The organism is Comamonas terrigena NBRC 13299, from assembly GCF_006740045.1.
GTDB classification, from domain to species: domain Bacteria; phylum Pseudomonadota; class Gammaproteobacteria; order Burkholderiales; family Burkholderiaceae_C; genus Comamonas; species Comamonas terrigena.
The window spans coordinates 4,222,862-4,246,895 of the sequence record NZ_AP019749.1 but is presented as its reverse complement, the minus strand read 5'-3'; the positions used below and the strand labels follow the sequence as shown (position 1 = coordinate 4,246,895).

General features: G+C 66.5%; 22 protein-coding genes. 8 read left to right on the top strand and 14 right to left on the bottom strand.

Annotation, left to right across the window (positions count from 1 at the left end; translation table 11 throughout):
• Positions 1-26 precede the first annotated feature (26 nt).
• Positions 27-1,025: a Bug family tripartite tricarboxylate transporter substrate binding protein gene (locus tag CT3_RS19210; protein ID WP_066541207.1), complete on the top strand. Its 999-nt coding sequence runs from the start codon at positions 27-29 to the stop codon at positions 1,023-1,025.
• 212 nt (positions 1,026-1,237) lie between these two features.
• On the opposite strand, the gene CT3_RS19205 is transcribed toward CT3_RS19210, so the two are convergent.
• Both CT3_RS19205 and CT3_RS19200 read right to left on the bottom strand, forming a co-directional pair.
• Positions 1,238-2,806 carry a sensor domain-containing diguanylate cyclase gene (locus CT3_RS19205; protein WP_066541205.1) on the bottom strand — a complete coding sequence of 523 codons (1,569 nt, stop codon included), beginning with the start codon at positions 2,804-2,806 and terminating at the stop codon, positions 1,238-1,240.
• A 364-nt stretch (positions 2,807-3,170) separates the two neighbouring features.
• Complete coding sequence (locus CT3_RS19200; protein ID WP_066541203.1) at positions 3,171-4,178, bottom strand: zinc-dependent alcohol dehydrogenase family protein; 1,008 nt, start codon at positions 4,176-4,178, stop codon at positions 3,171-3,173.
• A gap of 176 nt (positions 4,179-4,354) precedes the next feature.
• Here CT3_RS19200 and CT3_RS19195 point away from each other — a divergent pair, with 176 nt between their 5' ends.
• Positions 4,355-4,750, top strand: a complete 396-nt coding sequence (locus tag CT3_RS19195; RefSeq protein ID WP_066541201.1) for a winged helix-turn-helix transcriptional regulator — start codon at positions 4,355-4,357, stop codon at positions 4,748-4,750.
• A gap of 96 nt (positions 4,751-4,846) precedes the next feature.
• On the opposite strand, the gene ycaC is transcribed toward CT3_RS19195, so the two are convergent.
• On the bottom strand, positions 4,847-5,476 hold the full coding sequence (ycaC, locus tag CT3_RS19190) for an isochorismate family cysteine hydrolase YcaC (protein WP_066541200.1): 630 nt from the start codon (positions 5,474-5,476) through the stop codon (positions 4,847-4,849).
• 65 nt (positions 5,477-5,541) lie between these two features.
• Entirely contained in the window at positions 5,542-6,444 is a 903-nt protein-coding gene (locus CT3_RS19185) for a pirin family protein (protein WP_066541199.1), read from the bottom strand.
• Between the two features lie 134 nt (positions 6,445-6,578).
• Here CT3_RS19185 and CT3_RS19180 point away from each other — a divergent pair, with 134 nt between their 5' ends.
• A complete protein-coding gene (locus tag CT3_RS19180) occupies positions 6,579-7,490 on the top strand; it encodes a LysR family transcriptional regulator (protein WP_083520617.1) in 912 nt (303 codons plus the stop codon).
• Between the two features lie 65 nt (positions 7,491-7,555).
• On the opposite strand, the gene CT3_RS19175 is transcribed toward CT3_RS19180, so the two are convergent.
• On the bottom strand, positions 7,556-9,622 hold the full coding sequence (locus CT3_RS19175; RefSeq protein WP_066541197.1) for a molybdopterin-containing oxidoreductase family protein: 2,067 nt from the start codon (positions 9,620-9,622) through the stop codon (positions 7,556-7,558).
• Positions 9,623-10,132: 510 nt separating this feature from the next.
• Between CT3_RS19175 and CT3_RS19170 the strand changes: the two genes are divergently transcribed.
• Both CT3_RS19170 and CT3_RS19165 read left to right on the top strand, forming a co-directional pair.
• Complete coding sequence (locus CT3_RS19170; RefSeq protein WP_066541195.1) at positions 10,133-11,341, top strand: M20 aminoacylase family protein; 1,209 nt, start codon at positions 10,133-10,135, stop codon at positions 11,339-11,341.
• Between the two features lie 170 nt (positions 11,342-11,511).
• Positions 11,512-11,766, top strand: coding sequence for an acyl-CoA-binding protein (locus tag CT3_RS19165; RefSeq protein WP_066541566.1), 255 nt, complete (start codon positions 11,512-11,514; stop codon positions 11,764-11,766).
• A 281-nt stretch (positions 11,767-12,047) separates the two neighbouring features.
• Here the strand turns inward: CT3_RS19165 and CT3_RS19160 are convergent, their stop codons facing one another.
• Together CT3_RS19160 and CT3_RS19155 are read right to left on the bottom strand one after the other, a co-directional pair.
• The gene (locus CT3_RS19160) at positions 12,048-12,341 is read right to left on the bottom strand and encodes a polyhydroxyalkanoic acid system family protein (RefSeq protein ID WP_066541193.1); all 294 of its coding nucleotides are present in this window, start codon (positions 12,339-12,341) and stop codon (positions 12,048-12,050) included.
• Positions 12,322-13,503, bottom strand: coding sequence for an aminopeptidase (locus CT3_RS19155; RefSeq protein WP_066541191.1), 1,182 nt, complete (start codon positions 13,501-13,503; stop codon positions 12,322-12,324). Before CT3_RS19155 ends, CT3_RS19160 begins: the two co-directional genes overlap by 20 nt.
• 67 nt (positions 13,504-13,570) lie before the next feature.
• Between CT3_RS19155 and CT3_RS19150 the strand changes: the two genes are divergently transcribed.
• From CT3_RS19150 to CT3_RS19140, 3 genes are all read left to right on the top strand, one after another.
• The gene (locus CT3_RS19150; protein WP_066541189.1) at positions 13,571-14,185 is read left to right on the top strand and encodes a hypothetical protein; all 615 of its coding nucleotides are present in this window, start codon (positions 13,571-13,573) and stop codon (positions 14,183-14,185) included.
• 135 nt (positions 14,186-14,320) lie between these two features.
• A complete protein-coding gene (locus tag CT3_RS19145) occupies positions 14,321-15,586 on the top strand; it encodes a class I SAM-dependent methyltransferase (protein ID WP_083520615.1) in 1,266 nt (421 codons plus the stop codon).
• Positions 15,587-15,600: 14 nt separating this feature from the next.
• Positions 15,601-15,948: a DUF1840 domain-containing protein gene (locus CT3_RS19140; RefSeq protein ID WP_066541187.1), complete on the top strand. Its 348-nt coding sequence runs from the start codon at positions 15,601-15,603 to the stop codon at positions 15,946-15,948.
• 113 nt (positions 15,949-16,061) lie between these two features.
• On the opposite strand, the gene CT3_RS19135 is transcribed toward CT3_RS19140, so the two are convergent.
• The 7 genes from CT3_RS19135 to CT3_RS19105 all read right to left on the bottom strand — a co-directional run bounded on the left by CT3_RS19135 (position 16,062) and on the right by CT3_RS19105 (position 24,030).
• Positions 16,062-17,051, bottom strand: coding sequence for a tripartite tricarboxylate transporter substrate-binding protein (locus CT3_RS19135; protein ID WP_066541185.1), 990 nt, complete (start codon positions 17,049-17,051; stop codon positions 16,062-16,064).
• A gap of 389 nt (positions 17,052-17,440) precedes the next feature.
• The gene (locus CT3_RS19130; protein WP_066541183.1) at positions 17,441-18,688 is read right to left on the bottom strand and encodes a phenylacetate--CoA ligase family protein; all 1,248 of its coding nucleotides are present in this window, start codon (positions 18,686-18,688) and stop codon (positions 17,441-17,443) included.
• A gap of 111 nt (positions 18,689-18,799) precedes the next feature.
• Positions 18,800-19,609: an ABC transporter ATP-binding protein gene (locus CT3_RS19125; protein WP_066541181.1), complete on the bottom strand. Its 810-nt coding sequence runs from the start codon at positions 19,607-19,609 to the stop codon at positions 18,800-18,802.
• 164 nt (positions 19,610-19,773) lie between these two features.
• Positions 19,774-21,096 (bottom strand): ABC transporter substrate-binding protein, encoded by a 1,323-nt coding sequence (locus tag CT3_RS19120; protein WP_066541178.1) that lies wholly within the window; start codon positions 21,094-21,096, stop codon positions 19,774-19,776.
• 83 nt (positions 21,097-21,179) lie between these two features.
• Positions 21,180-22,256 (bottom strand): branched-chain amino acid ABC transporter permease, encoded by a 1,077-nt coding sequence (locus CT3_RS19115; RefSeq protein WP_066541176.1) that lies wholly within the window; start codon positions 22,254-22,256, stop codon positions 21,180-21,182.
• Positions 22,257-22,289: 33 nt separating this feature from the next.
• Positions 22,290-23,219 carry a branched-chain amino acid ABC transporter permease gene (locus CT3_RS19110; RefSeq protein ID WP_066541174.1) on the bottom strand — a complete coding sequence of 310 codons (930 nt, stop codon included), beginning with the start codon at positions 23,217-23,219 and terminating at the stop codon, positions 22,290-22,292.
• Positions 23,220-23,244: 25 nt separating this feature from the next.
• Positions 23,245-24,030, bottom strand: coding sequence for an ABC transporter ATP-binding protein (locus CT3_RS19105; RefSeq protein ID WP_066541171.1), 786 nt, complete (start codon positions 24,028-24,030; stop codon positions 23,245-23,247).
• Positions 24,031-24,034: the final 4 nt, after the last annotated feature.

Sequence of the window (24,034 nt, the reverse complement as noted above, 5' to 3'; positions counted from 1 at the left end):
CTTCCGCCGCCCACAGGAGGCAGAGCATGGATCGCAGACAGTGGCTGGCCGGCACCGCAGCGGTGGCGGCCGGCGGACTTTGGGGGACACGGGCGCTGGCGCAGACCGCTGCCCCCGGCCTCGCCGGCTGGCCGCGCCAGAGCATCCGGTGGCTGGTGCCCTATCCGCCGGGCGGTGGCACCGATGTGCTGGCCCGCACCGTGGCCGAGGCCATGCGCCCAGCACTGGGCCAGCCCATCGTGATCGAGAACAAGCCTGGCGCCTCCACCAATATCGCGGCCCACCAGGTGGCCACGGCGCGGGCGGACGGCTACACCCTGATGTCCGCCGACAACGCCGTGCTGGCCTTCAACGAACACCTGTTTCGCAAGCTGCCGTTTGAGCCGGCCCGGGACTTCAGCTACATCGGCGGCATCAGCCGCTTTCCGCTGGTGTTGGTGGTGAACCCGGCCTTTCCGGTGCAGACGGTGGCCCAGTTGCTGGAGCGGGCCCAGGCCCAGCCGGGCGGCATCCATTACGCCTCACCGGGCAATGGGTCTCCCCACCACCTGGCCATGGAGCTGTTCAAGCAGCGCACCGGGGCACAGCTGACCCATGTGCCCTACAAGGGCGCGGCACCGGCCGTGGCCGATGTGATGGGCGGGCAGGTGCCATGCATGTTTCTGGACCTGGCCGCCGGCCTGCCGCTGATGCAGACCGGCAAGGTGCGGCCGCTGGCCAGCGGCTCGGCCCAGCGCCTGGCCGCGCTGCCCCAGGTGCCCACGCTGGCCGAAGCGGGAGTAAGCGGTGCCGAGGTCTATGCCTTTCAGGGCGTGCTGGGCCCGGCCGGCATTCCCACGGCGGTGGTCGAGCGGCTCAATGCCGAGCTGAACCGCGCCCTGGCCAGCCCCGCCGTGGCGCTGCGCCTCAAGGAACTGGGCATGGATGCGCTGGCCGGCAGCCCCACCCAGTTCTACACCCAGGCGCGCGAAGAGGCGCGGCGCTGGGGCGAGATCATCCAGCGGGCGGGTGTGCAGCTGGATTGAGGGGTAAGGCCTGCCGCCATGGGCACTGGAGTGTGCAGCCGTGCGCTGGGCCATGGTTGAAAAATTCTTTGCAGCCACGGGCCAGAGATGGGCGGTGGCGCCAGGGAGGGCATGCTCCGATCTGGCAGGGCTGCAAAGCGTTTTTCAATAGGTACACCGCCGCAGGGCGCAGGCGCTGCGTACGGGAGCCCGCAGCACCCTGGACGCGCGAGCTAAACGGTCTCCGCCACTTTCCTGCCCGGCGTGAAGACTTTCACCCGGTTGCGGCCGGCGCGCTTGGCGGCGTAGAGCATGTTGTCGGCCTGCTTGAAGACCGTGGGCATGTCGCTGCTGCCATCGGGCCAGCTGGAGACGCCCTGCGAGATGGTGATGTGGCCCACGTTGGGCAGCTCGGTGCTCTCCACCAGCAGGCGCAGGCGTTCGGCCACCTGGGCGGCAATGTGGCGGGGCGCACCGGGCAGCAGGATCACGAACTCTTCACCGCCCACGCGGCAGGGCAGATCGTCGATGCGGGAGACATCGCGCATCTGCAGGGCCAGGTGCTTGAGCACGGTGTCGCCCACGTCGTGGCCGAAGCTGTCGTTCACCCGCTTGAAGTGGTCAATGTCGATGGCCAGCACCGCAAACGGCGTGCGGTTGGCGGCAAAGCTGGCCAGGGCGGTATCCAGGTGGCGGCGGTTGCCCAGGCCGGTCAGCGGGTCGGTGTGCACATCCTGGCGCAGCTTGGTGATGTTCTTGTGCAGCAGGCCCAGGCCGACCAGCATGGCCTTCTTCAGCTCCTGCGCTTCGTAGTACCAGGACTGGACGGACTGGATGGTCTGCGCCGTCTCCGGGCGGTCCATGGTGTGGGCGCCATTGGCCAGCTGGCGCAGCGGCTGGGCGATGCGGCGTGCGCCCCACCAGATCAGCAGCAGCAGCAGCACGGTCAGCGGCAGCGTCTTGTAGAGCATGGTGCGCATCAGCGCATCCAGCGGTGCCAGGGTGGCGCTCTGCGGGCGCTGGGCCACGATGCCCCAGCCCGCGGATGGCACGAAGGCGTAACCGGCCAGCATGGGCACGCCCTGGCTGTTGGTGATGGCGATGCGCCCCGAGTGGCCGCTGACCGCCTGGTCGATGGCTTGGTTGCCGGTGACCGTATCCCCCACGCGCTGGCTCTGTGGGTGGTAGATGATGCGCTTGGCCTTGTCCACCACGTACAAGTAGGAGCCGTCCTCGTAGAAATGTTCGCCCAGCAGCTTGTCCAGCATGCTTTCCTGCTTCAGGTAGATGCTGCCACCCACGGCACCCAGGTAATCGCCCTGGGCGGAAAAAATGGGCTGGGACAGAAAGATGATCAGATTGCCTGCCGTGGACATAAAAGCCTGGCTGATCACCGGGCCCTGCGTGCGCAGCGAATCCTGCACAGCGGTGCTGGTCAATGTCCTGCCCTTGATCTGCAGGGTCTCCGGCGAGGTGGCCAGCACCGTGCCCAGCGGGTTGTAGATGGTGACGGAATTGAAGCTTTGGGTCTGCAGGCGCAGGCGCGTGGCTTCCTCCATCAACTGGTGCTCATCCTCCATGTGCTCGGCCAGCAGCTTGGCGGTGTACGCCAGCTGCTGCAGTGCCGACTGCAGGAAATCGTCGGTGCTTTTGGCCAGCTTGCGGGCGTAGGCGGCGTTGCTGTCCTGGGTGGTGTCGATCAGCTGCTGGCGCTGCACCGTGTAGCCCGCGTAGAAGGTGTTGGCAAACGGCAGGAGGGCGCTGCACAGTGTCAGGCCCAGGATGAGGCGGCGTAAGTCCATGGCGCAGGGACAGGGCGGAGGTCCTGCCCGTCAAAAAGCGGCTAACCGGTAGCCAGACGGAGGCTGCGGCATGCAGCGTGTGCGGGGGCGGAGCGACCTGGGCCGTGTCTGCGGAACGCAGTCCCCGCCGATGAACGGATTATGCGTGGGACCGGCGACCAGCGTTGTAGGCTGGCCGCCACGGCGGTGCGGAATTGCGCCGCGGCCGGGTGTGCTGCGCCGATGCGTGCAGGTACGCACGCAGGCCAGCGTGCCAGGATGTGCCCTGCCGCCGAGGGGCACCCCTGTCTGAGGTCGTGAAAGAAAGCGCAGGCTGAACCCCGGCACCCGCCGCCCGCGCCGCAGATGCCGGAGGGGCTGCCGATCAGTAGTGCACCACGATCTTGCCGAAGTGTTGGCCGGTCTGCTGGTGGGCAAAGGCGGCGGGCAGTTGCTCCAGCGGGTAGCGGCTGTCGATGACCGGCTTCCAGGCAAACTGCTCCAGCGCACGCACCATGTCCTGCTGGTGTTCGCGGCTGCCCACGATCAGGCCTTTGAGCGTTTGCTGCTTGCCCATCATCTCCGCCGTGGGCACGGCGCCGGCAAAGCCGGTGAGCACACCGATCAGTGCGATGTGGCCGCCGGGCGCACAGGCGCGGATGGACTGCGGCAGCGTGCCGGGGCCGCCCACTTCCACCACGATGTCCGCACCGCGCCCGCCGGTGGCGGCCAGCACGGCATTGCCCCATTCGGGCTGGTCCTTGTAGTTGATGACCACGTCGGCGCCCAGGGCCGTGAGCTGTTCGGCCTTGGCGTGGCTGGAAGTGGTGGCAATCACGCGCGCCCCCATGCTCTTGGCCATTTGCAGCGCAAAAATGGAGACACCGCCGGTGCCCAGCACCAGCACGGTCTGACCGGCTTGCAGGCCGCCGTCCACCACCAGGGCGCGCCAGGCCGTCAGGCCGGCCGTGGTCAGCGTGGCCGCTTCTTCATGGCTCCAGCCGCGGGGGGCATGGGTGAAGGCGGTGGCCGGCAGGGTGACGGATTCGCGTGCAAAGCCATCCACGCCGTCGCCGGGCACCAGCTTGAAGTCGGACGGGACATGGCGGCCGGCCAGCCATTGGGGGAAGAAGGTGGAGACCACGGCATCGCCCACGGCGAACTCCGTCACGCCCGTGCCCACGGCGGTGACCATGCCCGCGCCGTCGGCCATGGGGATGCGACCTTCGGCCGTGGCGCCGGGGCGGCTGGCGACCAGCAGGTCGTGGTAGTTGAGCGAGCTGGCGTGCACGCGCACCTGGATCTCGCCGGCGGCTGGTGCAGCGGCGGCGGGCAGTTCCACGGGGACCAGGTGGTCGAGGCCGCCGGGGGCGGCAATGTGCATGGCTTTCATGGCAATCCTTGGGTGAGAAATACGATGGGGTGTATGGTGCAATGCAGCGGCTGGCAGCGCCAGAACCGACATATTTGTGGGGTAGTATTAAAAATGTAAGTAATGCGCCAGCAAAGGCTTTGCGCTACGCTGCCGGGCTGCGGCATGCCTGCCCCGCACCACCCAGGAGGACCGTGATGAAACGTTTGAATCGCAAGAGCGGCTGCGCCGTGGAGGTGACGCTGTCCGTGATGGGCGGCACCTGGAAGCCCATCATCCTGTTCCATCTGCTGCATGGCAAAAAGCGTTTCAGCGAGCTGGACCGCCAGATCGGCGGCATCACCCAGCGCATGCTGACGCTGCAGCTGCGCGAGCTGGAAGAGGCCGGGATTGTGGAGCGCACGGTGCACGCCGAAGTGCCGCCCCGCGTGGACTACGCGCTGACCGCGCTGGGCCAGACGCTGCAACCGGTGCTGCTGGCCATGCGCCACTGGGGAGAGACCTATGCGCGCGAGCACCTGCAGGAAGATGCCGCCCCTGCGCACTGCACCATGGACACTGAGGCCGCCGTGCCGCTGCAGCGCGCGGCATAGGCACCAGAGGGCCAGCGGCCAGCGGAACAGGGCCCAGCGCGCAGGAATGCTGGCTCCTGCGCGCTGGCTGGGCCGCCACCGGGGCGGCGGCATGGCTTACTTGCCCGCGGTCAGCGTGGTGTAGCTGTGGATCAGGTTGCGGTAGTCGGGGATGTGGTTGCTGAACAGCTGGCCCAGACCCTCGATGTCATTGCGCCAGTCGCGGTGCAGTTCGCAGGCCGCGCCGAACCAGGTCATCAGCTGGGCTCCGGCCTGCTCCATGCGGCTCCAGGCGGCCTGCTGGGTCATGCTGTTGAACGTGCCCGAAGCATCGGCGATGACGAACACCTCGAAACCTTCTTCCAGGGCCGACAGCACCGGGAAGGCCACACAGACTTCGGTCACCACGCCGGCGATGATCAGCTGCTTCTTGCCGGTGGCCTTGACTGCCTTGACGAAGTCTTCGTTGTCCCAGGCGTTGATCTGGCCAGGGCGGGCAATGTAGGGGGCGGTGGGGAATTTTTCCTTCAGCTCGGGCACCAGCGGGCCGTTGGGGCCGGTTTCAAAGCTGGTGGTCAGGATGGTGGGCAGCTTGAAGTATTCCGCCATGTCGGCCAGGGCCAAGACATTGTTCTTGAACTTGTCCGGGTCGATGTCGCGCACCAGGGACAGCAGGCCGGTCTGGTGGTCCACCAGCAGCACGGCGGCATTGTCTTTGTCGAGGCGAACGTAAGGCTTCTTGCTCATGGGAGTCTCCTTGGGAACGGGGGGAAGAATCCGGCGGGCGGGCCCGCCGGAGGAAAAATGGATGGTCAATGGGCCAGGGTGGCGCCGGGGCTGCGTGCGGCTGCCGGCATGCGCCCGAAGCGGCCGCTGCGGAAGTCGTCCAGGGCCTGGTCAATCTCGGCCTCGGTGTTCATCACGAACGGGCCATGGCCAACCACGGGCTCGTCAATGGGCTCGCCCGACAGCCACAGCAGCGTGACTTCGTTGTTGGCCTCCAGCTCCACCACATCACCGGCACGGTCCATGTGAACCAGCTGGCCGGCACGCACCACGTCCTGGCCGTTGACCATCACCGTGCCGTGCAGTACCACCAGAGCCAGCGTGTGGCCGGGCTTGGCATGCAGCTGCGTGCTGGCACCGGCATTCAGGCGCACATCCCACACATTGATGGGAGTGAACGTACGGGCCGGGCCATGGGCGGCGGCAAAGTCACCGGCAATCACACGCACCGAGCCGGTGCCGTCGGGCAGCGCCACGCGGGGAATGTCGGCGTTCAGCAGGGTCTGGTAGCCGGGGGCGGACAGCTTGTCCTTGGCCGGCAGATTGACCCACAGCTGCACCATCTCGAAGGCGCCGCCCTGTGCGGCATAGGCTTCGGAGTGGTACTCCTCGTGCAGGATGCCCGAGGCCGCTGTCATCCACTGCACATCCCCGGGGCCGATGGTGCCGCCTGCGCCGGTGGAGTCGCGGTGGGCGACTTCACCGTCGTAGACGATGGTCACGGTCTCGAAGCCCCGGTGCGGGTGGGTGCCGACGCCGCGGCGGCCGGTGGTGGGCGCGAACTGGTGCGGGCCGGCATGGTCCAGCAGCAGAAACGGGCTGAGGGCGCGGCCATGGTCGCCGTAGCTGAACAGCGAGCGCACCGGGAAGCCATTGCCCACCCAGTGGGGACGGGGGCCGTCGTATACACCCAGAATCTTCTTCAGCATGGCGCTCTCTCCTTGGTCGGTACCGCTGCAGTGTGGGGCTGTCAGTGGTGCGTTGAACATGGATGAAGTATGGAATCAGAACGATGTTCGCGGTAGACTGCAAAAAATCACCGCAGCGTTCTATTTTTGAAACAATGAAACTGCCCGACCTCAACGACCTGTACTACTTCGCCCTGGTGGTGGAGCACGGCGGCTTTGCGCCTGCCAGCCGCGCCCTGGGCATCCCCAAATCCAAGCTCAGCCGCCGCATTGCCCAGCTGGAAGAGCGCCTGGGGGCCCAGTTGCTGCTGCGTTCCACACGCAGCTTTGCCGTGACCGAGGTGGGCAAGCGCTACCACGAGCACTGCCGCGCCATGCTGACCGAGGCCGAGGCGGCCGAGGAATCCGTGGCCATCACCCATGCCGAGCCCTGCGGTGTGGTGCGCATGAGCTGCCCGGTGGCCCTGCTGGCGGCCCAGGTGGGCAAGATGCTGGGCGCGTTCATGGTGCTGCATCCACGCGTGCAGTTGCAGGTGGATGAAACCAACCGCCGCGTGGATGTGGTGGCCGAAGGGCTGGACCTGGCCATCCGCGTGCGCCCGCCCCCGCTGCAGGACAGCGATCTGGTGCTGCGCACCCTGGCCGAGCGGGGCCAGTGCCTGGTGGCCAGTCCGGCGCTGCTGGCGCAGTGCGGTCAGGCGGCGGGCCCCATGGATTTATCGCACTGGCCCAGCCTGGAGATGGGGCTGCCCCAGGAGACCCACCGCTGGGTGCTGCTGGGGCCGGGGGGAGAGCGCGCCGAGGTGCGCCACCAGCCCCGGCTGGTGACCCAATCCATGCTGGCGTTGCGCGATGCCGCCCTGCAGGGGGCGGGCGTGGTGCAGCTGCCCCGCATGTTCATCCAGGCCGAGCTGGACAGCGGCGCCCTGGTGCAGGTGCTGCCGGGGTGGGCACCGCGTGTGGAAATCATCCACGCTGTCTATGCCTCGCGCCGGGGCCAGCTGCCGGCGGTGCGGGCGCTGCTGGACTTTCTGGTGCAGCAGTTCCAGGCGCTGGAAGAGGACTGAGGCCGGCGGCGCACGCCCAGTGGCGCGAGGGCCAAGGCCGAAGCGCCGGAGCCGGGCGTGGTGCGTTACGCCAGCCGTTCGACCTGCACAGCACAGTCGTAGAAGCAGGGCGCACGGCCGATGTCGGTCAGCTGCTGGTGCGTCAGCTCGTTCACATTCGTGCCGTTGGCGCCGTGCTTGCGCCACCACAGGCCCAGCCCCACCACCACGCCGGCACGGGCGCGGCCGTTCAGGCTGGCGTGGCAGACATGCTCGCCCCGGGCATTGAAGACGCGCAGGGCATCACCGTCGGCAATGCCGCGCGTGGCGGCATCGTCAGGGTGCAGCTCCAGCAGCGGGCGCTCTTCCATGCGCTGCAGGCTGGCCACATTCGCAAAGCTGCTGTTCAGGAAGTTGCGCGCCGGTGGCGAGATCATGGCCAGCGGGTAGGCGGCGGTCGGGGTCTCGTAGTTGGGCAGGTAGTCCGGCAGGGTGTTGATGCCCCGCTGGGCGAGCAGCGGGTTGTCGAATTCGCACTTGCCAGATGGCGTGGCAAAGCCGCCTTCGGCAAACGGCGCATCGGCCACCGGAATGCGGGCAAAGCCGTGCTGCAGCAGGGCGTCGAAATCCACCGCCGTCTGTGCGACGGCCGTGCGGCACAGCGCCTCGTCGGAGGCCTGAAAGTGCGGGGCGGCAAAGGCCGGGTCGAGCCGGGCCATGTGCGCGGCAAGGGCGCTGAAGATCTGCGCATTGCTGCGCGCCTGGCCTTCGGGGGCAATGGCCGGGCGGTTCAGCAGCACATCGGTGTGGCCGTAGCTGCCGTGGATGTCCCAGTGTTCCAGCTGGGTGGTGGCGGGCAGCACATAGTCGGCATGGTCGGCGGTGTCGGTCAGGAAATGCTCCAGCACCACGGTGAACAGGTCTTCGCGGGCAAAACCGGCGGCCACCTTGGCCGACTCCGGGGCCACGGCCACGGGGTTGCTGTTGTAGACCACCACGGCCTCGACCTGGGGGCCCCAGTGTGCGTCCCCGGGATGCAGCAGCACATCGCCGATGGTGCTCATGTTCAGCGTGCGCGGACGGCGGTCACCCAGCAGCTGCGGCAGCTGCAGCGCCGCCTTGTTGAAGGGGGACACGCCCGAGCTGGACAGCAGCAGGCCGCCGGCACGGTGGCGCCAGGCACCGACCAGGGCCGGCAGGCAGGCGATGGCGCGCACGGCATTGCCGCCCCCGCGCGCACGCTGCATGCCGTAGTTCAGGCGGATGGCGGCGGGCCGGGTGGTGCCGTAGGCGCGGGCCAGCGCCGTGATCTGTGCTTCCTGCAGCCCGCAGACGGCGGCGGCACGTGCAGGCGGCCATTCCAGCGCCCGGGCCTTCAGCGCATCCCAGCCCAGGGTGTGCCGGGCGATGTAGTCGTGGTCCAGCCAGTCGTTGCGGATCAGCTCGTGCATCAGCGCCAGGGCCAGCGCGGCATCGGTGCCGGGCAGCAGCTGGAGGTGCTCATGGCATTTGTCGGCGGTCTCGCTCTTGCGCGGGTCGATGCAGACCAGCCGGGCGCCGTTGCGCTTGGCCTCCTGGGCATAGCGCCAGAAATGCAGGCTGCTGGTGATGGCGTTGCTGCCCCAGATCAGGATCAGCTGGCTCTCGGCAAAGAACTCCACCCGCATGCCCAGCTTGCCGCCGTAGGTGGCGGTCAGGGCCTCGCTGCCGGCACTGGCGCAGATGGTGCGGTCCAGCAGACTGGCGCCCAGCTGGTGGAAAAAGCGCCGGTCCATGCTTTCGCCCTGTACCTGGCCCATGGTACCGGCGTAGCTGTACGGCAGGATGGCTTCGGGGTTGCGCTGGGCAATCGTGTGCAGGCGCCGGGCGATGTCGCCCAGGGCCTCGTCCCAACTGACCGGGGTGAACTGGCCGCTGCCTTTGGGGCCGCTGCGCTTGAGCGGCTGGAGCACCCGGTCCGCGTGGTAGGTGCGCTCCGTGTACTTGCTGACCTTGGCGCAGAGCACGCCGCCGGTGTGCGGATGGTCCGCGTTGCCCTGCACGCGCGTGGCCACGCCGTTGATCACGGTGGTGCGCAGCGAGCAGGTGTCCGGACAGTCGTGGGGGCAGGCGCCGGTGACGGTGGTGACAGCGGAGTCGGGGAGAGCAGACATGGCGGTGGGGGCGGTCGTGGGGAGGAGGCGGGGCAGACCGGGGCGGTTTGGCCCTGCACAGGTTTTTTGCGCATTTCACCACGTCCTGTGCCGTGCGCCGTGCATATGCATATCTGCTGCAGTGCAGCAGGCTGGCGCGGTGCGCAGCCGTTCCCGCCGTGGCCGGCCGCCTGCCGCGCAGCTCCCGGGCTTGGGCTGCGGCCCGGGCGGCGGCGGAAGGGGCGATACTGTGCGGCAACGGAGGCGGTTCCTCCGCAGGGGAGTGGAGAGATGGGCAAAGCCATGCGTATTCTGGCGCTGCTGGGCGTGCTGGCGGCGGCCTATTTCGCGTACCGCTACGGCGTGCGCTGACGGTTGCACGGTGCACGATGGCATGAAATATGCACGCAGCGCGCGCAGGGTGAATGGGTGCTGCTATGCTTTTTGTCGCAGGGCCTGCCCGCTGTGAGGGTGGCAGGCCCTGGCTGTGTGCCAGCGCTGCCCGCCCTGGATTTTTGGAAAGACCGCTGTATGTCCCTGACCGCATTCCTGGCCGACCAGGCCCCCCAGATCACCGCCATCCGCCGTGACCTCCACGCCCACCCCGAGCTGTGCTTCGAAGAAGTGCGTACCGCCGACCTGGTGGCGGCCACGCTGACCGGGTGGGGCATTCCCGTGCACCGTGGCCTGGGCACGACCGGGGTGGTCGGCATTCTGCACGGCCGGGACGGTGGCACCAACGGCAAGGCGATTGGCCTGCGCGCCGACATGGATGCCCTGCCCATGCAGGAGTTCAACACCTTTTCCCACGCCAGCCAGCATGCCGGCAAGATGCACGCCTGCGGCCATGACGGCCACACCGCCATGCTGCTGGCGGCGGCCCAGTACCTGGCAGCCCACCGCGACAGCCTGGACGGCACGGTGTACCTGATCTTCCAGCCGGCCGAAGAGGGCGGTGGCGGCGCGCGCGAGATGGTCAAGGACGGGCTGTTCACCCAGTTCCCGATGCAGGCCGTGTTCGGCATGCACAACTGGCCCGGCATGCGCGAAGGCACGATGGCGGTGGGCCCCGGCCCGGCCATGGCGTCCAGCAATGAATTCAAGATCGTGGTGCGCGGCAAGGGCGGGCATGCCGCCATGCCGCACATGGTGCTGGACCCGGTGCCGGTGGCGGCACAGATCATCACCGCGCTGCAGACCATCGTCAGCCGCAACGTCAAGCCCATCGAGGCGGGCGTGGTGTCGGTCACCATGGTGCACGCCGGCGAGGCCACCAATGTGGTGCCCGACAGCGTGGAGCTGCAGGGCACTGTGCGCACCTTCACGCTGGAGGTGCTGGACCTGATCGAGCGCCGCATGGAAGAGGTGGTGCGCGGCACCTGCGCCGCCCATGGCGTGCAGTGCACGTTCGAGTTTGTGCGCAACTACCCGCCGACCATCAACACCGCGCCCGAGGCGGACTTTGCCCGCCGCGTGATGGCCCAGGTGGTGGGCGAGGCCAATGCACTGCCCCAGGAACCTTCGATGGGCGCGGAGGACTTTGCCTTCATGCTGCTGGAAAAGCCCGGTGCCTACTGCTTCATTGCCAATGGCGACGGCGACCACCGCGCCATGGGCCACGGCGGCGGCCCGTGCACCTTGCACAACCCCAGCTACGACTTCAACGATGCGCTGATCCCGCGCGGTGCGGCGTTCTGGGTGCTGCTGGCCCAGCAGTGGCTGGAGCAGCCCACACGCTGAGCGCTGGCGCAGGCTGACCATCTGCCCTGGCGGTGGGCGGTCTTGCGGGGCGGAGGTGGCCGGGGCACCCTAGGGTAAAGCCGGATATGGCGAATGCGAACGATCGTGCTTTTTAAGCCGGTTTGTCGCTACACTGCAGGTATTCCATGACCCGCGAGGAGATGCCTTCCATGTCCGATCTGAACGCCACGTTCGAAGCCGCCGTTGCCAATTCCAAGACCCTGAGCGAGCGTCCCGACAACGCCACGCTGCTGAAGATCTACGCGCTGTACAAGCAGGCCACCGAAGGCGACAACGAGGCCAAGAAGCCCAGCTTCTCCGACATGGTGGGCCGCGCCAAGTGGGATGCCTGGGAAAAGCTCAAGGACACTTCGCTGGACGATGCCAAGCAGCAGTACATCGATCTGATCGAATCGCTGCGCTGAGCCTCTGCGTTTCTGCATCGCACACACAGCTTCAAGGTAGGCGGCCCGCCCGGGCCGCTTTTTTTATGGCTGCCGCAAGGGAGCGGCGGCGGGTTGGTGTGCGGGTGGCTGCACCGGCATCGGTGACCCAGGCCTCACCGCATGCGGGCAGCGAGGACCGGCAAGCCTGGATGACCCCAGAGCCCCTGCGGCGTTGAAAGGGCCTGCGGTGCTTGCCATGGCGTGGGCATCCGGCCAGCCACTGCGTGGCACGGCGGCAGCGGCCCTGGCCCCGGCATCGCTCAGGCCGCCGCGGCCATGTCGTCGAACTGGGCGCGGAGCTTGGCTTCGATCTGGTCCTTGAACATGGCGGCCAGCAAGCCCAGCGAGGCGCGCAACTGCAGCGCGTCGGCGCTCACCTGCAGCTGGCCGTCGATGCCATTACCGCTGAAGTGCAGCACATCGTGCTCGCCCCCTTCCTCGTAGCGGCATTCCACGCCGAACTTGGCCTGGGCCTTGTCGGCCCACAGACGGGCGTGCTGGCGGGCGGTGGGCAGGCCCAGGGTGTGGGGGCGGTCAATCTGGATGTCGGACACAGTCGGGATGCGGTGAAGTGGGGGGAAGCGCGGCGCACAGCGCCGCCTGGCGTTGCGCCGCCGGCAGCCGGGCCAGCGCGCGCACGGCATCATAAAAGCGCGGCCAATCCCCGCCGGCCTGCTGGTGCATGGATACGAAGGCCGGCACCCAGTCCTCGTAGGCGCCCAGTGCGGCAAAGCTGGCATTGTTGGCCTGGGCCACCCAGGCATCGGTCAGTGCCCAGGGATCGGTGGGCGTGGCCACGGCTGGTGCCGCAGCGGCGCGCTGGGCCAGCACGGCCTGCCATTCCTGTTGCCAGCCGGCCCGCAGCCGGGCGTAGCGCTGGTGAAAGTCCGCCAGCACCGTCCGCTTGCGTGCCGCCAGGGATTCGGTCGTCCACGGAGAGCGGGCGTGTTCGGCATAGAGCTCCGCCAGGGTGGCGCGGGTGCTGCGTGTCAGTTCGCGCCACTCCTGGCGGCGCAGTTCGGCCGCCGCAAAGGCGGCCTGCAGCGCGGGGGAGGCCTGCGTGGTCAGCCACTGCTGCGTGCCCAGGCGCTGCACAGCGGTGGCGAAGGATTCGTTGAAGGCCGTGTCGTCCTGCACATACAGCAGCTGGTGGGCCAGCTCGTGGAAGACCAGTCCGGCCAGTTCGGGCTCGCTCCAGCGGATGAAGGTGTTCAGCAGCGGATCCCCGCCCAGCCAGTTGAACCAGCCCAGCGTGGAATAGGCGGGCACGCCATAGACGTGCACTTCCAGTCCCTGCTGGCGCAGCCTGGCGGCGTGTTGCTGGGCATCGGCTTCGGCAAAGTAGCCGCGGTAGCCCACGCAGCCCAGCACCGGGTAGCACCAGCGGTGCAGTTCCAGCGCATCGTCGGGGGCGGCCACCACGTTCCACACCGCGCTGCTGCGGCCCAGATCGGCGTAGCGGCGGTAGCTGGCGTTGTCGGGCAGGGCCAGTTGCTGGCTGGCAAAGCTGCGGATCTGCTGTGCGCGCAGCAGGCGCTGGCGCAGGGCGTCGGGCCGCTGCGGGTCTTGCGCGGCCTCGGCCACCGGGCGGGCCGCAGCCAGCATCCGTACCTGGCCGGCCGCTGCCTGCCAGTAGTAGCCCAGCGGGCTCTGGGCGGCACAGCCCGCCAGCAGCAATGCCGCAGCCAGGCTGGCGCCACTGCGCCGCCAGGGCATCGTGCGGCAGGGTCGGTCCGGGCTGACTACACTCTCAGCTTTGTTGCTTTGCGTATGGCGCACTCTGATGGATTGGTTCACGCTGTTTTTGGTGGTTTCGGTAGCTTTGTACCTGCTCAAGGTGCAGGAGCAAAGGCAGCGGGTTTTGCTGCTGGCCTCGTTTCTGGGCGGCACGCAGATTGAAAAGCTGCTGGGCACCTTGATGGACGGCTATCTGCGTGCCGCCGGAGAGCAGGATCCGCAGCGCCAGGCCCAGGTCTGGGCCGTGCTGGCGCAGAACGAAGAGAAGCTGGTGGGCCAGTTCCAGCGCTTTGCCGACGATTTTGCCCAGGTGCCGGACAACCGGGCCCGGGTCAGCACCCTGCCGCTGGCCTTGCCCTATTTCGACCGGATTGTGCCGGCGGCGTCCTTTGACATGCGCGAGGCGCTGCAGCTGCACGCCCAGGCCATCCGCGCCGCCTGTGGCGACGAGAGCATGACGCCGCAGCAGCGCAAGGAACGCGCCTTCACCATGACGGCCGAGCTGATGCTGATGCAGCACACCTGCCACTGGTTCTGCAAGTCGCGCACCGTGGCGTCGGTGCGGCTGATGGCCCGCCACAAGAGCAGCTACGAACAGGTGTTGCAGTCTGTGGCACCCCAAACCTTGTACGCTTACAAAAAGTTGCTTAAAACTGCATAAACTGCAGAATGGGTGCGGCCTGTGCTGCACCCGCACCCGCCAAGGCTGCGCACCCGGAAATGTGCGCCTGCGCAGCACGGCCGGGTCGGACATTTGCCATTGACGCACTGCAAGGCGTGCGAAGAATGGAGCGCCATGAAAGTCATGCTCTCCCAGCTGGAGGCGCGTCTGGCCTCACTCTCCACCCCTGTCCTTGTACAGCTGCCTGCCGGGCAGTGGATCGGACCGGAAGATGCCCCCGTGCGCCTGCGGGTGCGTTCGGCCCTGGCCCTGCCGTTCCTGACCGATGGGCAGATCGGTTCGCTGGGCACGGCGATCGTGGAAGGCCAGGTCGACGTGGAGGGCACCATGCGCGACGTGATGGATGCCGCCGCCGGCCTGCTGGACGGGGAGGACCCCCTCAAGCCGCAGCCCGGGCGCTGGACCAGTGCGGTGGGCAAGATGCGCTCCATGGCCATGCACACGCTGGTGCGGGATGCGCAGCAGATCGAGTTCCACTACGACCTGTCGGATGACTTCTACGCGCTGTGGCTGGATCCGCGCCGGGTCTATTCCTGCGCCTACTACCGTGACCCCGGAATGACCCTGGCCCGGGCCCAGGAGGCCAAGCTGGACCATATCTGCCGCAAGCTGCAGCTGCAGCCGGGCGAGCGCTTTCTGGACATCGGGGCGGGCTGGGGCGGGCTGCTGCTGTGGGCGGCCGAGCATTACGGGGTGGAGGCGCATGGCATCACGCTGTCGCACAACCAGTACCACCATGTGCAGCAGCTGATTGCGCAGAAAGGCCTGCAGGGCCGGGTGCACGTGGAGCTGTGCGATTACCGCCAGAAGTCCGCTGCGGACCCGTTCGACAAGGTGGCGTCGGTGGGCATGTTCGAGCATGTGGGTCGGGCCAACATGCCGGAGTACTTCCAGACCGTCAAGAAACTGCTGCGGCCCGGTGGCATGGCCCTGATCCACGGGATCACGGCCGGCGGGGTGGACAACCACGAGCTGGGCGCCGGCATGGGCGAGTTCATTGGCCGCTACATCTTTCCCGGCGGGGAGCTGCTGCATGTGAGCACCGTGCTGCACGACATGGCCGGCAGCGGCCTGGAGATGGTGGACACCGAAAACCTGCGGCCGCACTATGCGCGCACGCTGTGGTCCTGGTCGGACGCGCTCGAGGCGCAGCTGACGCAGGCGGCCCAGATCCTGCAGCAGCAGGTGGCGCCCGAGCGTGCGGACAAGGCCCTGCGTGCCTACCGCCTGTATCTGGCAGGCTGCGCCATGGGATTCGAGCGCGGCTGGATGGCGCTGTACCAGATGTTGGTCATCCATCCGGACGGTGATTTGCGTCAAGGCAAGCTGCGTGGAGCACAATCGGCTTACCCTTTCCAGCGTGACTATATGTACCGATAAAAGGAGCAAGCACCATGGCCTATAAATTCAAATCTCGCGCAACCGCCGACCTCACCATGCTGGATGCCCCTGGCAAGCAGATTCTGCTGGTCCTGGGCAAGACCCCGGGCGAACCCGGCATCGTGACCGTGGAACAGATCCCCGGCGCCATCAGCGCCCTGGAAACTGCGGTGGTGGAGGACGAAAAGCGCCGCAAGGCCCTGGAGGAAGAGGTCAAGAACGGCAACCCCAAGGCCGGTGAAGCCCTGGCCAAGCTCAGTGACGAGCTGGGGGCCGTCAGCCTGCGCCAGCGCGTCAAGCCGCTGGTGGACATGTTCCGCGCCAGTGCCCAGGAGGGCAAGGACGTGACCTGGGAGCGTTGACCCGGGTCTGCTCCGCCTGTGCACCCGGAAGCACAGGCCATCAAAAAACGGTGCCAGAGGCACCGTTTTTTGATGGTGGCAGGCTCTGCGAGAGCAGAGCTGCCATGCCTGGCTTAGTCGGCGAACTGGCCGGCGGCCTTGATGACCTTGCCCCAGGCGTCGATTTCCGACTTCACGAATTCCTTGTGTGCGGCACGTTCCACGCGGTTGTCGGTGGCCACGATGGCGCCCAGGCCTTCTTGCTTCTGGATGAAGGTAGGGTCCTTCAGGGCGGTCTTGAGCGCCGTGTTGATCTGGGCCAGAACCGCTTCCGGTGTGCCCTTGGGGGCGTACAGGCCGTGCCAGACGGTGACGTTGAAGCCCTTCACACCCGATTCGTTCAGGGTGGGCAGGTGCTTCAGGGCCGGGGTCTTCAGGCGTTCCTTGGTGGTGACGGCGTAGCCCTTGACCTTCTTGGCTTCGATCTGAGAGCTGGTGTTGGTCGTCTGGTCGCACATCAGGTCGATGGTGCCGCCCATCAGGTCGGTGATGGCCGGCGCGGCGCCCTTGTAGGCCACGGTCGTCATCTGCACGTTCACGGCGCTCTGGAACATCAGACCGCACAGGTGGCCGGCCGAACCCAGACCGGAGTGGCCCAGGTTGACCTTTTCCTTGTTGGCATTGATCCACTTGCTCAGCTCGGCGTAGTTGGAGGCTTCCAGCGTTGGACGGCCCACCACGGTCATGGGCACGTCGTTGATGATGCCCAGGAACTCGAAGTCATTGAGCACGTTGAACGACAGCTTGCGGTACAGCGAGGGGATGGTGGCCATGCCGATGTGGTTCAGCAGCAGGGTGTAGCCATCGGGCTGGGCGCGGGCCACTTTGGCGGCGCCGATGGTGCTGCCGGCGCCGGCAGCGTTTTCGATCACCACCGTGGCACCGCCCAGGGGCTTGCGCAGGGCTTCGGCCAGATCGCGGGCGACACGGTCGGTCGGGCCACCGGCCGCGAAGGGCACCACGATGGTGATGTTCTTGCCAGCGGCAGGGAAGGCTTGGGCGTGGGCACCGCAAGCGGCAGCGGCGGCAACGGCCAAAGTGGCCAGACGGATGGTGCTTTTCATTGACTCAACTCCTACGAAAACAAGGGCGCCATGGTGTCTAACATCTGCCGTAATCGGCCTAGTACTAACCCGAGCGGTTGAGGGCACGGTTTTAAGAGCTACAAGCCGTTACGCATTGCGCTGCAAGCCTCAAGTGCTCCTTTTTTTGAAGTCAAGAAATTGGAAGAAACCAGGGGGGAGCACCACCGTGCGTCAGCAAGTTGTCAACAACTGTCGCATTTGCGTCAGCGGTGGCCGGGTGTTGATCTGGGGCATTGCGCGGTGGCCGTCGCGGCGCACGGATTGGGGGCAGAACACGGCCTGTATGGCCTTGGGGGCCAGGGATAGGCAAAAAAAACAGCATGGAGCCCGCCTGCGGGCGGTTTCCATGCTGCCGGGCGGACTGAGGCTCAGCGGTAGCTGCGCGCGTCCTCGATCACTTTGCCGTCATTGGGCAGGCTGCCGGGCGGCAGCAGCTGCACATCGCCGCGCAGCTTGGTTACGTCACGGATGGCGTCGCCAATCAGCCGGGCCAGGCCTTCGGCGGTTTCGGTGGTCTCCACCTGCAGCGCCATCTGGTCGTTGGCCATCTCGCCGCTGACCACCAGGCGTGCTTTCAGAATCTGCGGGAAGCGCTTGGCCACCTCGGCCACCTGGGCGGGGTGCACAAACATGCCACGCACCTTGGTGGTCTGGTCGGCGCGGCCCAGCCAGCCCTTGATGCGGGTGGCGGTGCGGCCTGTGGGGCAGTGGCCGGGCAGCACGGCCGACAGGTCGCCGGTGCCGAAACGGATCAGCGGGTAATCGGTGTTCAGCGTGGTGATCACCAGCTCGCCCACTTCGCCTTCGGCCACCGGGTCGCCGGTGCCGGGGCGCACGATTTCCACGATCACCCCTTCGTCCAGCACCAGCCCTTCGCGGGCGCTGGTTTCATAGGCGATCAGCCCCAGATCGGCTGTGGCATAGGCCTGGTAGGCGGCCACGCCACGCTCGGCCAGCCAGTCGCGCAGCGAGGGCGGGAAGGCCTCGCCGCTGACCAGGGCCTTGGTCAGCGTGGGCAGTTGCACCCCCTGTTCGGCGGCTTTTTCCAGAATGATCTTCAGAAAGCTGGGCGTGCCGATGTAGCCGGCCGGACGCAGCTCGGCCATGGCCTGCACCTGCTGCTCGGTCTGGCCGGTGCCGCCGGGGAAGACGGTGCAGCCCAGGGCATGGGCACCGGTCTCCATCATCGAGCCGGCGGGCACGAAGTGGTAGGAGAAGCAGTTGTGGATCAGCTCGCCGGGGCGAAAGCCCGCCGCGTAGATCGCACGGGCCATGCGCCAGTAATCGCCACGCGTGCCTTCGGGCTCATAGATGGGGCCGGGGCTGCTGAACACGCGGGGCATCTGCCGACCGAAGCCGTGCGTGGCAAAGCCGCCGAAAGGGCTGTGGGCCAGGTGGTCGCGTTGCCGCTGCAGCAGCTCGTACTTGCGGGTCACGGGCAGCTGGGCCAGCGCTGCGCGGCTGGTGATGCGGCTGGCATCCACGCCGGCCAGGATCTGCGCAAAGGCCGGGGAATGCTGCTGGGCCTGGGCAATCTGCGTGGGCAGACGGGCCAGCAGATCGGCCTCGCGCTCGGCGGGGCTGCGGGTTTCCAGGGCGTCGTAGAACGAACTCATCTCAGGGCTCCTGCATGCGGGAAGAAGTTTTCAGAAAAAACAGGCTCTACCGCCGAAAGCAGGTGCGGTAGCAGCGGTGGATGCAGCCGCGGTGCCCGGCACCGCTGCGGATCAGGCCAGCCAGCGCTTGCGGCGCTTGTAGCTCTTGGCGTCCTTGAAGCTCTTGCGCTGGTCGCCGCCCACGCCCAGGTAGAACTCCTTGACGTCTTCGTTGCTGGCCAGGTCGCTGGCCGAGCCGTCCATCACGATGCGGCCGCTTTCCATGATGTAGCCGTAGTCGGCGTACTTCAGCGCCATGTTGGTGTTCTGCTCGGCCAGCAGGAAGGTTGTGCCTTCCTTGGTGTTCAGGTCTTTGACGATGTTGAACACCTCTTCCACGATCTGCGGCGCCAGGCCCATGGAGGGCTCGTCCAGCAGCACGATGTTGGGGTTGCTCATGATGGCGCGGCCAATGGCGCACATTTGCTGCTCTCCCCCCGAGGTGTAGGCCGCCTGGCTGGTGCGGCGCGTCTTGAGGCGGGGGAAGTAGTTGTAGACCTTCTCCAGGTTGGCCGCGATCTCGCCCTTGTCGGTGCGGGTGTAGCTGCCCGTCATCAGGTTTTCTTCGATGGTCAGGTGGGCAAAGCAGTGGCGGCCTTCCATCACCTGCACCACGCCGCGCTGGACCAGCTCGGCGGGCGACAGGTTCTGGATCTGCTCGCCGCGCAGCTCGATGGAGCCCTTGGTGACCTCGCCACGCTCCCCCTTGAGCAGGTTGGAGATCGCCCGCAGCGTGGTGGTCTTGCCTGCGCCGTTGCCGCCGAGCAGGGCGACGATGCCCTTTTCCGGCAGTTGCAGCGAGACGCCTTTGAGCACCAGGATGACGTGGTTGTAGATGACTTCAATGCCGTTGACATTGAGGACGATGTTCTTGGGTTCCATGTGCGTGCCTTTCAACCAATCGGCAGGCCTGCATGCCGCCGGAATGCGGGGAGCGAGCAGGACTGTCGGCTGGGCACTGCCGCACGGGGGCGGGCAGTGCCGGTGCGCAAGCGCGGGCGGCCGCGGCATGCAGCACAGAGGGCCGCATGCCGGGCCGGAGGCCCTTACTTGCAGTCAGCCGCGACGCGGCGGGTGTGCTTCTTCTCGGCCAGGTACTTGTCGCCCTGTTCCTTGATCAGCGGCTCGATCACCTTGTCGTCGGACTGGTACCAGTCGGTGCCCATGTTCCACTTCTTGCCGTCCCAGGTGTGGATGCGGGCCGAGGTGGAACCCATGTGGTCGGCGCAGCTGGTCTTCAGCGGGCGCATCACCTGGTCAAAACCCAGTTCCTTCAGGCGGGCTTCGGTCAGGTTCAGGTTTTCATAACCCCAGCGGACCTGCTCGCCGGTCATGGGCTTGCCCTTGCCGAACTTCTCCTGTGCCGTGCGGATGGCTTCCACCGTCAGCATGGAGATGATCATGCCGCGGGTGTAGAGCACGGAGCCGACTTCGTCGCGCGGGCCGGTGCCGGCCTTCTTGTCGTGCACGTGCTTGAGCACGTCCTGGGCCACCTTGGTGCTCTGGCCGTAACCGTTCAGTGCCAGGGTCTGGTAGCCCTTGGCGCCTTCGCCCACGTCACGGACATCGGGTTCGGCGCCGGCCCACCACACGCCATACAGCTTGTCACGCGGGAAGCCGGTGGCCTGGGCTTCCTTCAGCGCGGTGGAGTTCATCACGCCCCAGCCCCACAGCAGGGCATAGTCGGGACGGCTCTGGCGCAGTTGCAGCCAGGTGGCCTTCTGCTCCACGCCCGGGGCGGTCACGGGCAGCAGCTGCAGCTCGAAGCCATGCATCTTGGCGCGCTGCTGCAGCACTGGGATGGGTTCCTTGCCGAAGGGGCTGTCGTGGTAGATCAGCGCGATCTTCTTGCCCTTGAGCTTGTCCAGGCCGCCGGCCTTCTTGCCGATGTGCTGGATCAGGATGTCGGCGCCGGTCCAGTAGCTGCCCATGAAGGGGAAGTTCCACTGGAAGGCATTGCCGTCCTTGGCGATGGACAGACCGTAGCCCAGCGTGATCAGCGGGATCTTGTCCACGGGTGCTTTTTCGGTCAGCGCAAAGGTGATGCCGGTGGCCTGGGGGTCAAAGGCCGCCACATTGGGCTTGCTCTTCAGGCGTTCGTAACATTCCACGCCGCGGTCGGTGGCGTAGCCGGTTTCGCATTCTTCGTAGGTGATCTTCACGCCATTGATGCCGCCATCGCGCTCGTTGATCAGCTTCAGGTAGTCCTGCTTGCCGTTGGCCCATGGAATGCCGTTGGGGGCGTAGGCGCCGGTGCGGTAGGACAGCAGGGGGATGAACTGCTCATTGGCCTGGGCCGATGCGCTGCCGGCAAAACCGGCGCCTGCTGCAACCAGGGTGGCCGCCAGGGCCAGACGGGTGAACTTCATGGTTTGTCTCCTTGAATGGAATCGATCTAACGTCACCGAAAGCGCGCTGTGCGCGCACACACACCTTGCAAACTCAATCCGCATCAATGCGGGAAAGGCCAGACACGCATCTTTTGCTTGCCAATCGACCACAGCTTGGCCAGACCATGGGGCTCCACGATCAGGAACCACACGATCAGCCCGCCGAAGATGATGAATTCCGCGTGCGACACACCTGCCGTGGAGATCTCGAAACCGAACAGACCGGCCACGGCAGGCAGCAGCAGGCTCAGGAAGATGGGCAGCACCACGATGAAGGCCGCACCAAAGAAGCTGCCCATGATGGAGCCCAGGCCGCCGATGATCACCATGAACAGCAGCTTGAAGGACACGTCCACCGAGAAGGCGGCGGGCTCCCAGGCCCCCAGGTGCACAAAGGCCCACAGCGCACCGGCCACGCCGATGATGAAGGAGCTGACGGCAAAGGCGCTGAGCTTGGCGTACATGGGGCGGATGCCGATCACGCTGGCGGCCACGTCCATGTCGCGGATGGCCATCCATTCGCGGCCGATGGCGCCGCGCACCAGGTTCTTGGCCAGCAGCGCGATCACCACCAGCACCGCCAGGCAGAAGATGTACTTGGAGGTGGCCGATTCGATGGGCATGCCGAACACCTGCAGATTGCTCACCGACACCGAGCCCGAAGGCGAATCGTTGGTGAACCACTTGATGCGCAGGAACATCCAGTCGCTGAAGAACTGGGCCGCCAGCGTGGCCACGGCCAGGTACAGGCCCTTGACCCGCAGGCTGGGCAGGCCGAACAGGATGCCGAAGAAGGTTGCGCACAGGCCGCCCAGGATCAGCGCCGGAATCAGCGGCATGCCGGGGATGCGCACGATGAAGTTGTAGGCCCCGTAGGCACCCACGGCCATGAAGGCGCCCGAGCCCAGCGAGATCTGGCCGCAGTAGCCCACCAGGATGTTCACGCCCAGTGCGGCCAGCGACATGATGACCAGCGGAATCAGGATGGCGCGGTAGAAGTAGTCCGATGCAAACATCGGCACGACCAGGAAGGCCGCGGCGATCAGCAGCAGGATCGCCACCTTGTCCTGGCGGATGGTGAAGATCTGCTGGTCCGCCCGGTAGCTGGTCTTGAACTGGCCGTTCTCACGATAGAACATGTGTGTCTCCTAATTGTTCTTGGGGTGGACCGGTCAGACGCGGTCGATGATCTTCTCGCCGAACAATCCCTGCGGACGGAACAGCAGGAACACCAGGGCCAGCACATAGGCAAACCAGATTTCGATACCGCCGCCCACATAGGGGCCCAGGTAGACCTCGGACAGCTTTTCGCCGACGCCGATGATCAGGCCGCCGATGATGGCGCCGGGGACCGAGGTCAGACCGCCCAGGATGACCACCGGCAGCGCACGCAGCGCCACGGTGGTCAGCGTGAACTGCACCCCCAGCTTGGAGCCCCAGATCATCCCGGCCACCAGGGCCACGATGCCGGCCACGCACCACACGATCACCCAGATGCGGTTCAGCGGAATGCCGATGGACTGGGCGGCCTGGTGGTCGTCGGCCACGGCGCGCAGGGCCCGGCCGGTGCTGGTCTTCTGGAAGAACACGGACAGGGCGGCCACCAGGCAGGCGGCGATCACCGCAGCGATCACGTCTTCCTGGTTGACCATCACGCCGCCGTCAAACACCGAGTCCAGCAGGAACACCGGGTCCTTGGGCATGCCGATGTCGATCTTGTAGATCTCGCTGCCGAACAGCGTCTGGCCCACCCCTTCCATGAAGTAGGTGATGCCCAGCGTCGCCATCAGCAGGGTGGCGGCGTCCTGGTTCACCAGGTGGCGCAGCACCAGGCGCTCGATCACCCAGGCGCAGACGAACATGATCGCGGCGGCGATGATGAAGGCAGCGACGTTGGAGACGATCTTGTTCTCGATGCCGGTCCACTGCGGAATCCATTCCGCAAAGCGCGCCATCGCCAGCGCGGCGAACAGCACCATCGCGCCCTGGGCGAAGTTGAAGACGCCCGAGGCCTTGAAGATCAGCACGAAGCCGAGTGCCACCAGGGCGTAGAGCATGCCGGCCATCAGGCCGCCAAACAGGGTTTCCAGAAAGAATGCCATTGCGGGTCTCCCGTGTTCCGTGGTGTCAGTGGCTGGTGCCCAGATAGGCACGGATCACGTCTTCGTTGCTGCGCACTTCTTCGGGGGCGCCGTCACCGATCTTCTTGCCGTAGTCCAGCACCACCACGCGGTCGGAAATGTCCATCACCACGCCCATGTCGTGCTCGATCAGCACGATGGTGGTGCCGAACTCGTCGTTCACGTCCAGGATGAAGCGGCACATGTCCTGCTTCTCTTCCACGTTCATGCCGGCCATGGGCTCGTCCAGCAGCAGCACCTGAGGCTCCATGGCCAGGGCGCGGCCCAGGTCCACGCGCTTTTGCAGGCCATAGGGCAGCTGGCCCACCGGCGTCTTGCGGTAGGCCTGGATTTCCAGGAAGTCGATGATGTGTTCGACGAATTCGCGGTGGGCGATTTCTTCCTTCTCGGCCGGGCCGATGCGCAGCGCCTGCATCAGCAGATTGCTTTTGATCTTCAGGTTGCGGCCGGTCATGATGTTGTCGATCACGCTCATGCCCTTGAACAGCGCCAGGTTCTGGAAGGTGCGGGCCACGCCCATTTCGGCGACCTGGCGGCTGTTCATGTGGTCGAACTTGTGGCCCCGGAAGGTGATGGAGCCTTCCGACGGGGTGTAGACCCCGTTGATGCAGTTGAGCATGGAGCTCTTGCCTGCGCCGTTGGGGCCGATGATGGAACGGATCTCGTGCTCGCGCACATTGAACGAGATGTCCGTCAGGGCCTTCACGCCACCGAAGCGCAGGCTGATGTTTTGGATGTCCAGGATGACATCGCCGATTTTTTTGTCTGTCATGGCT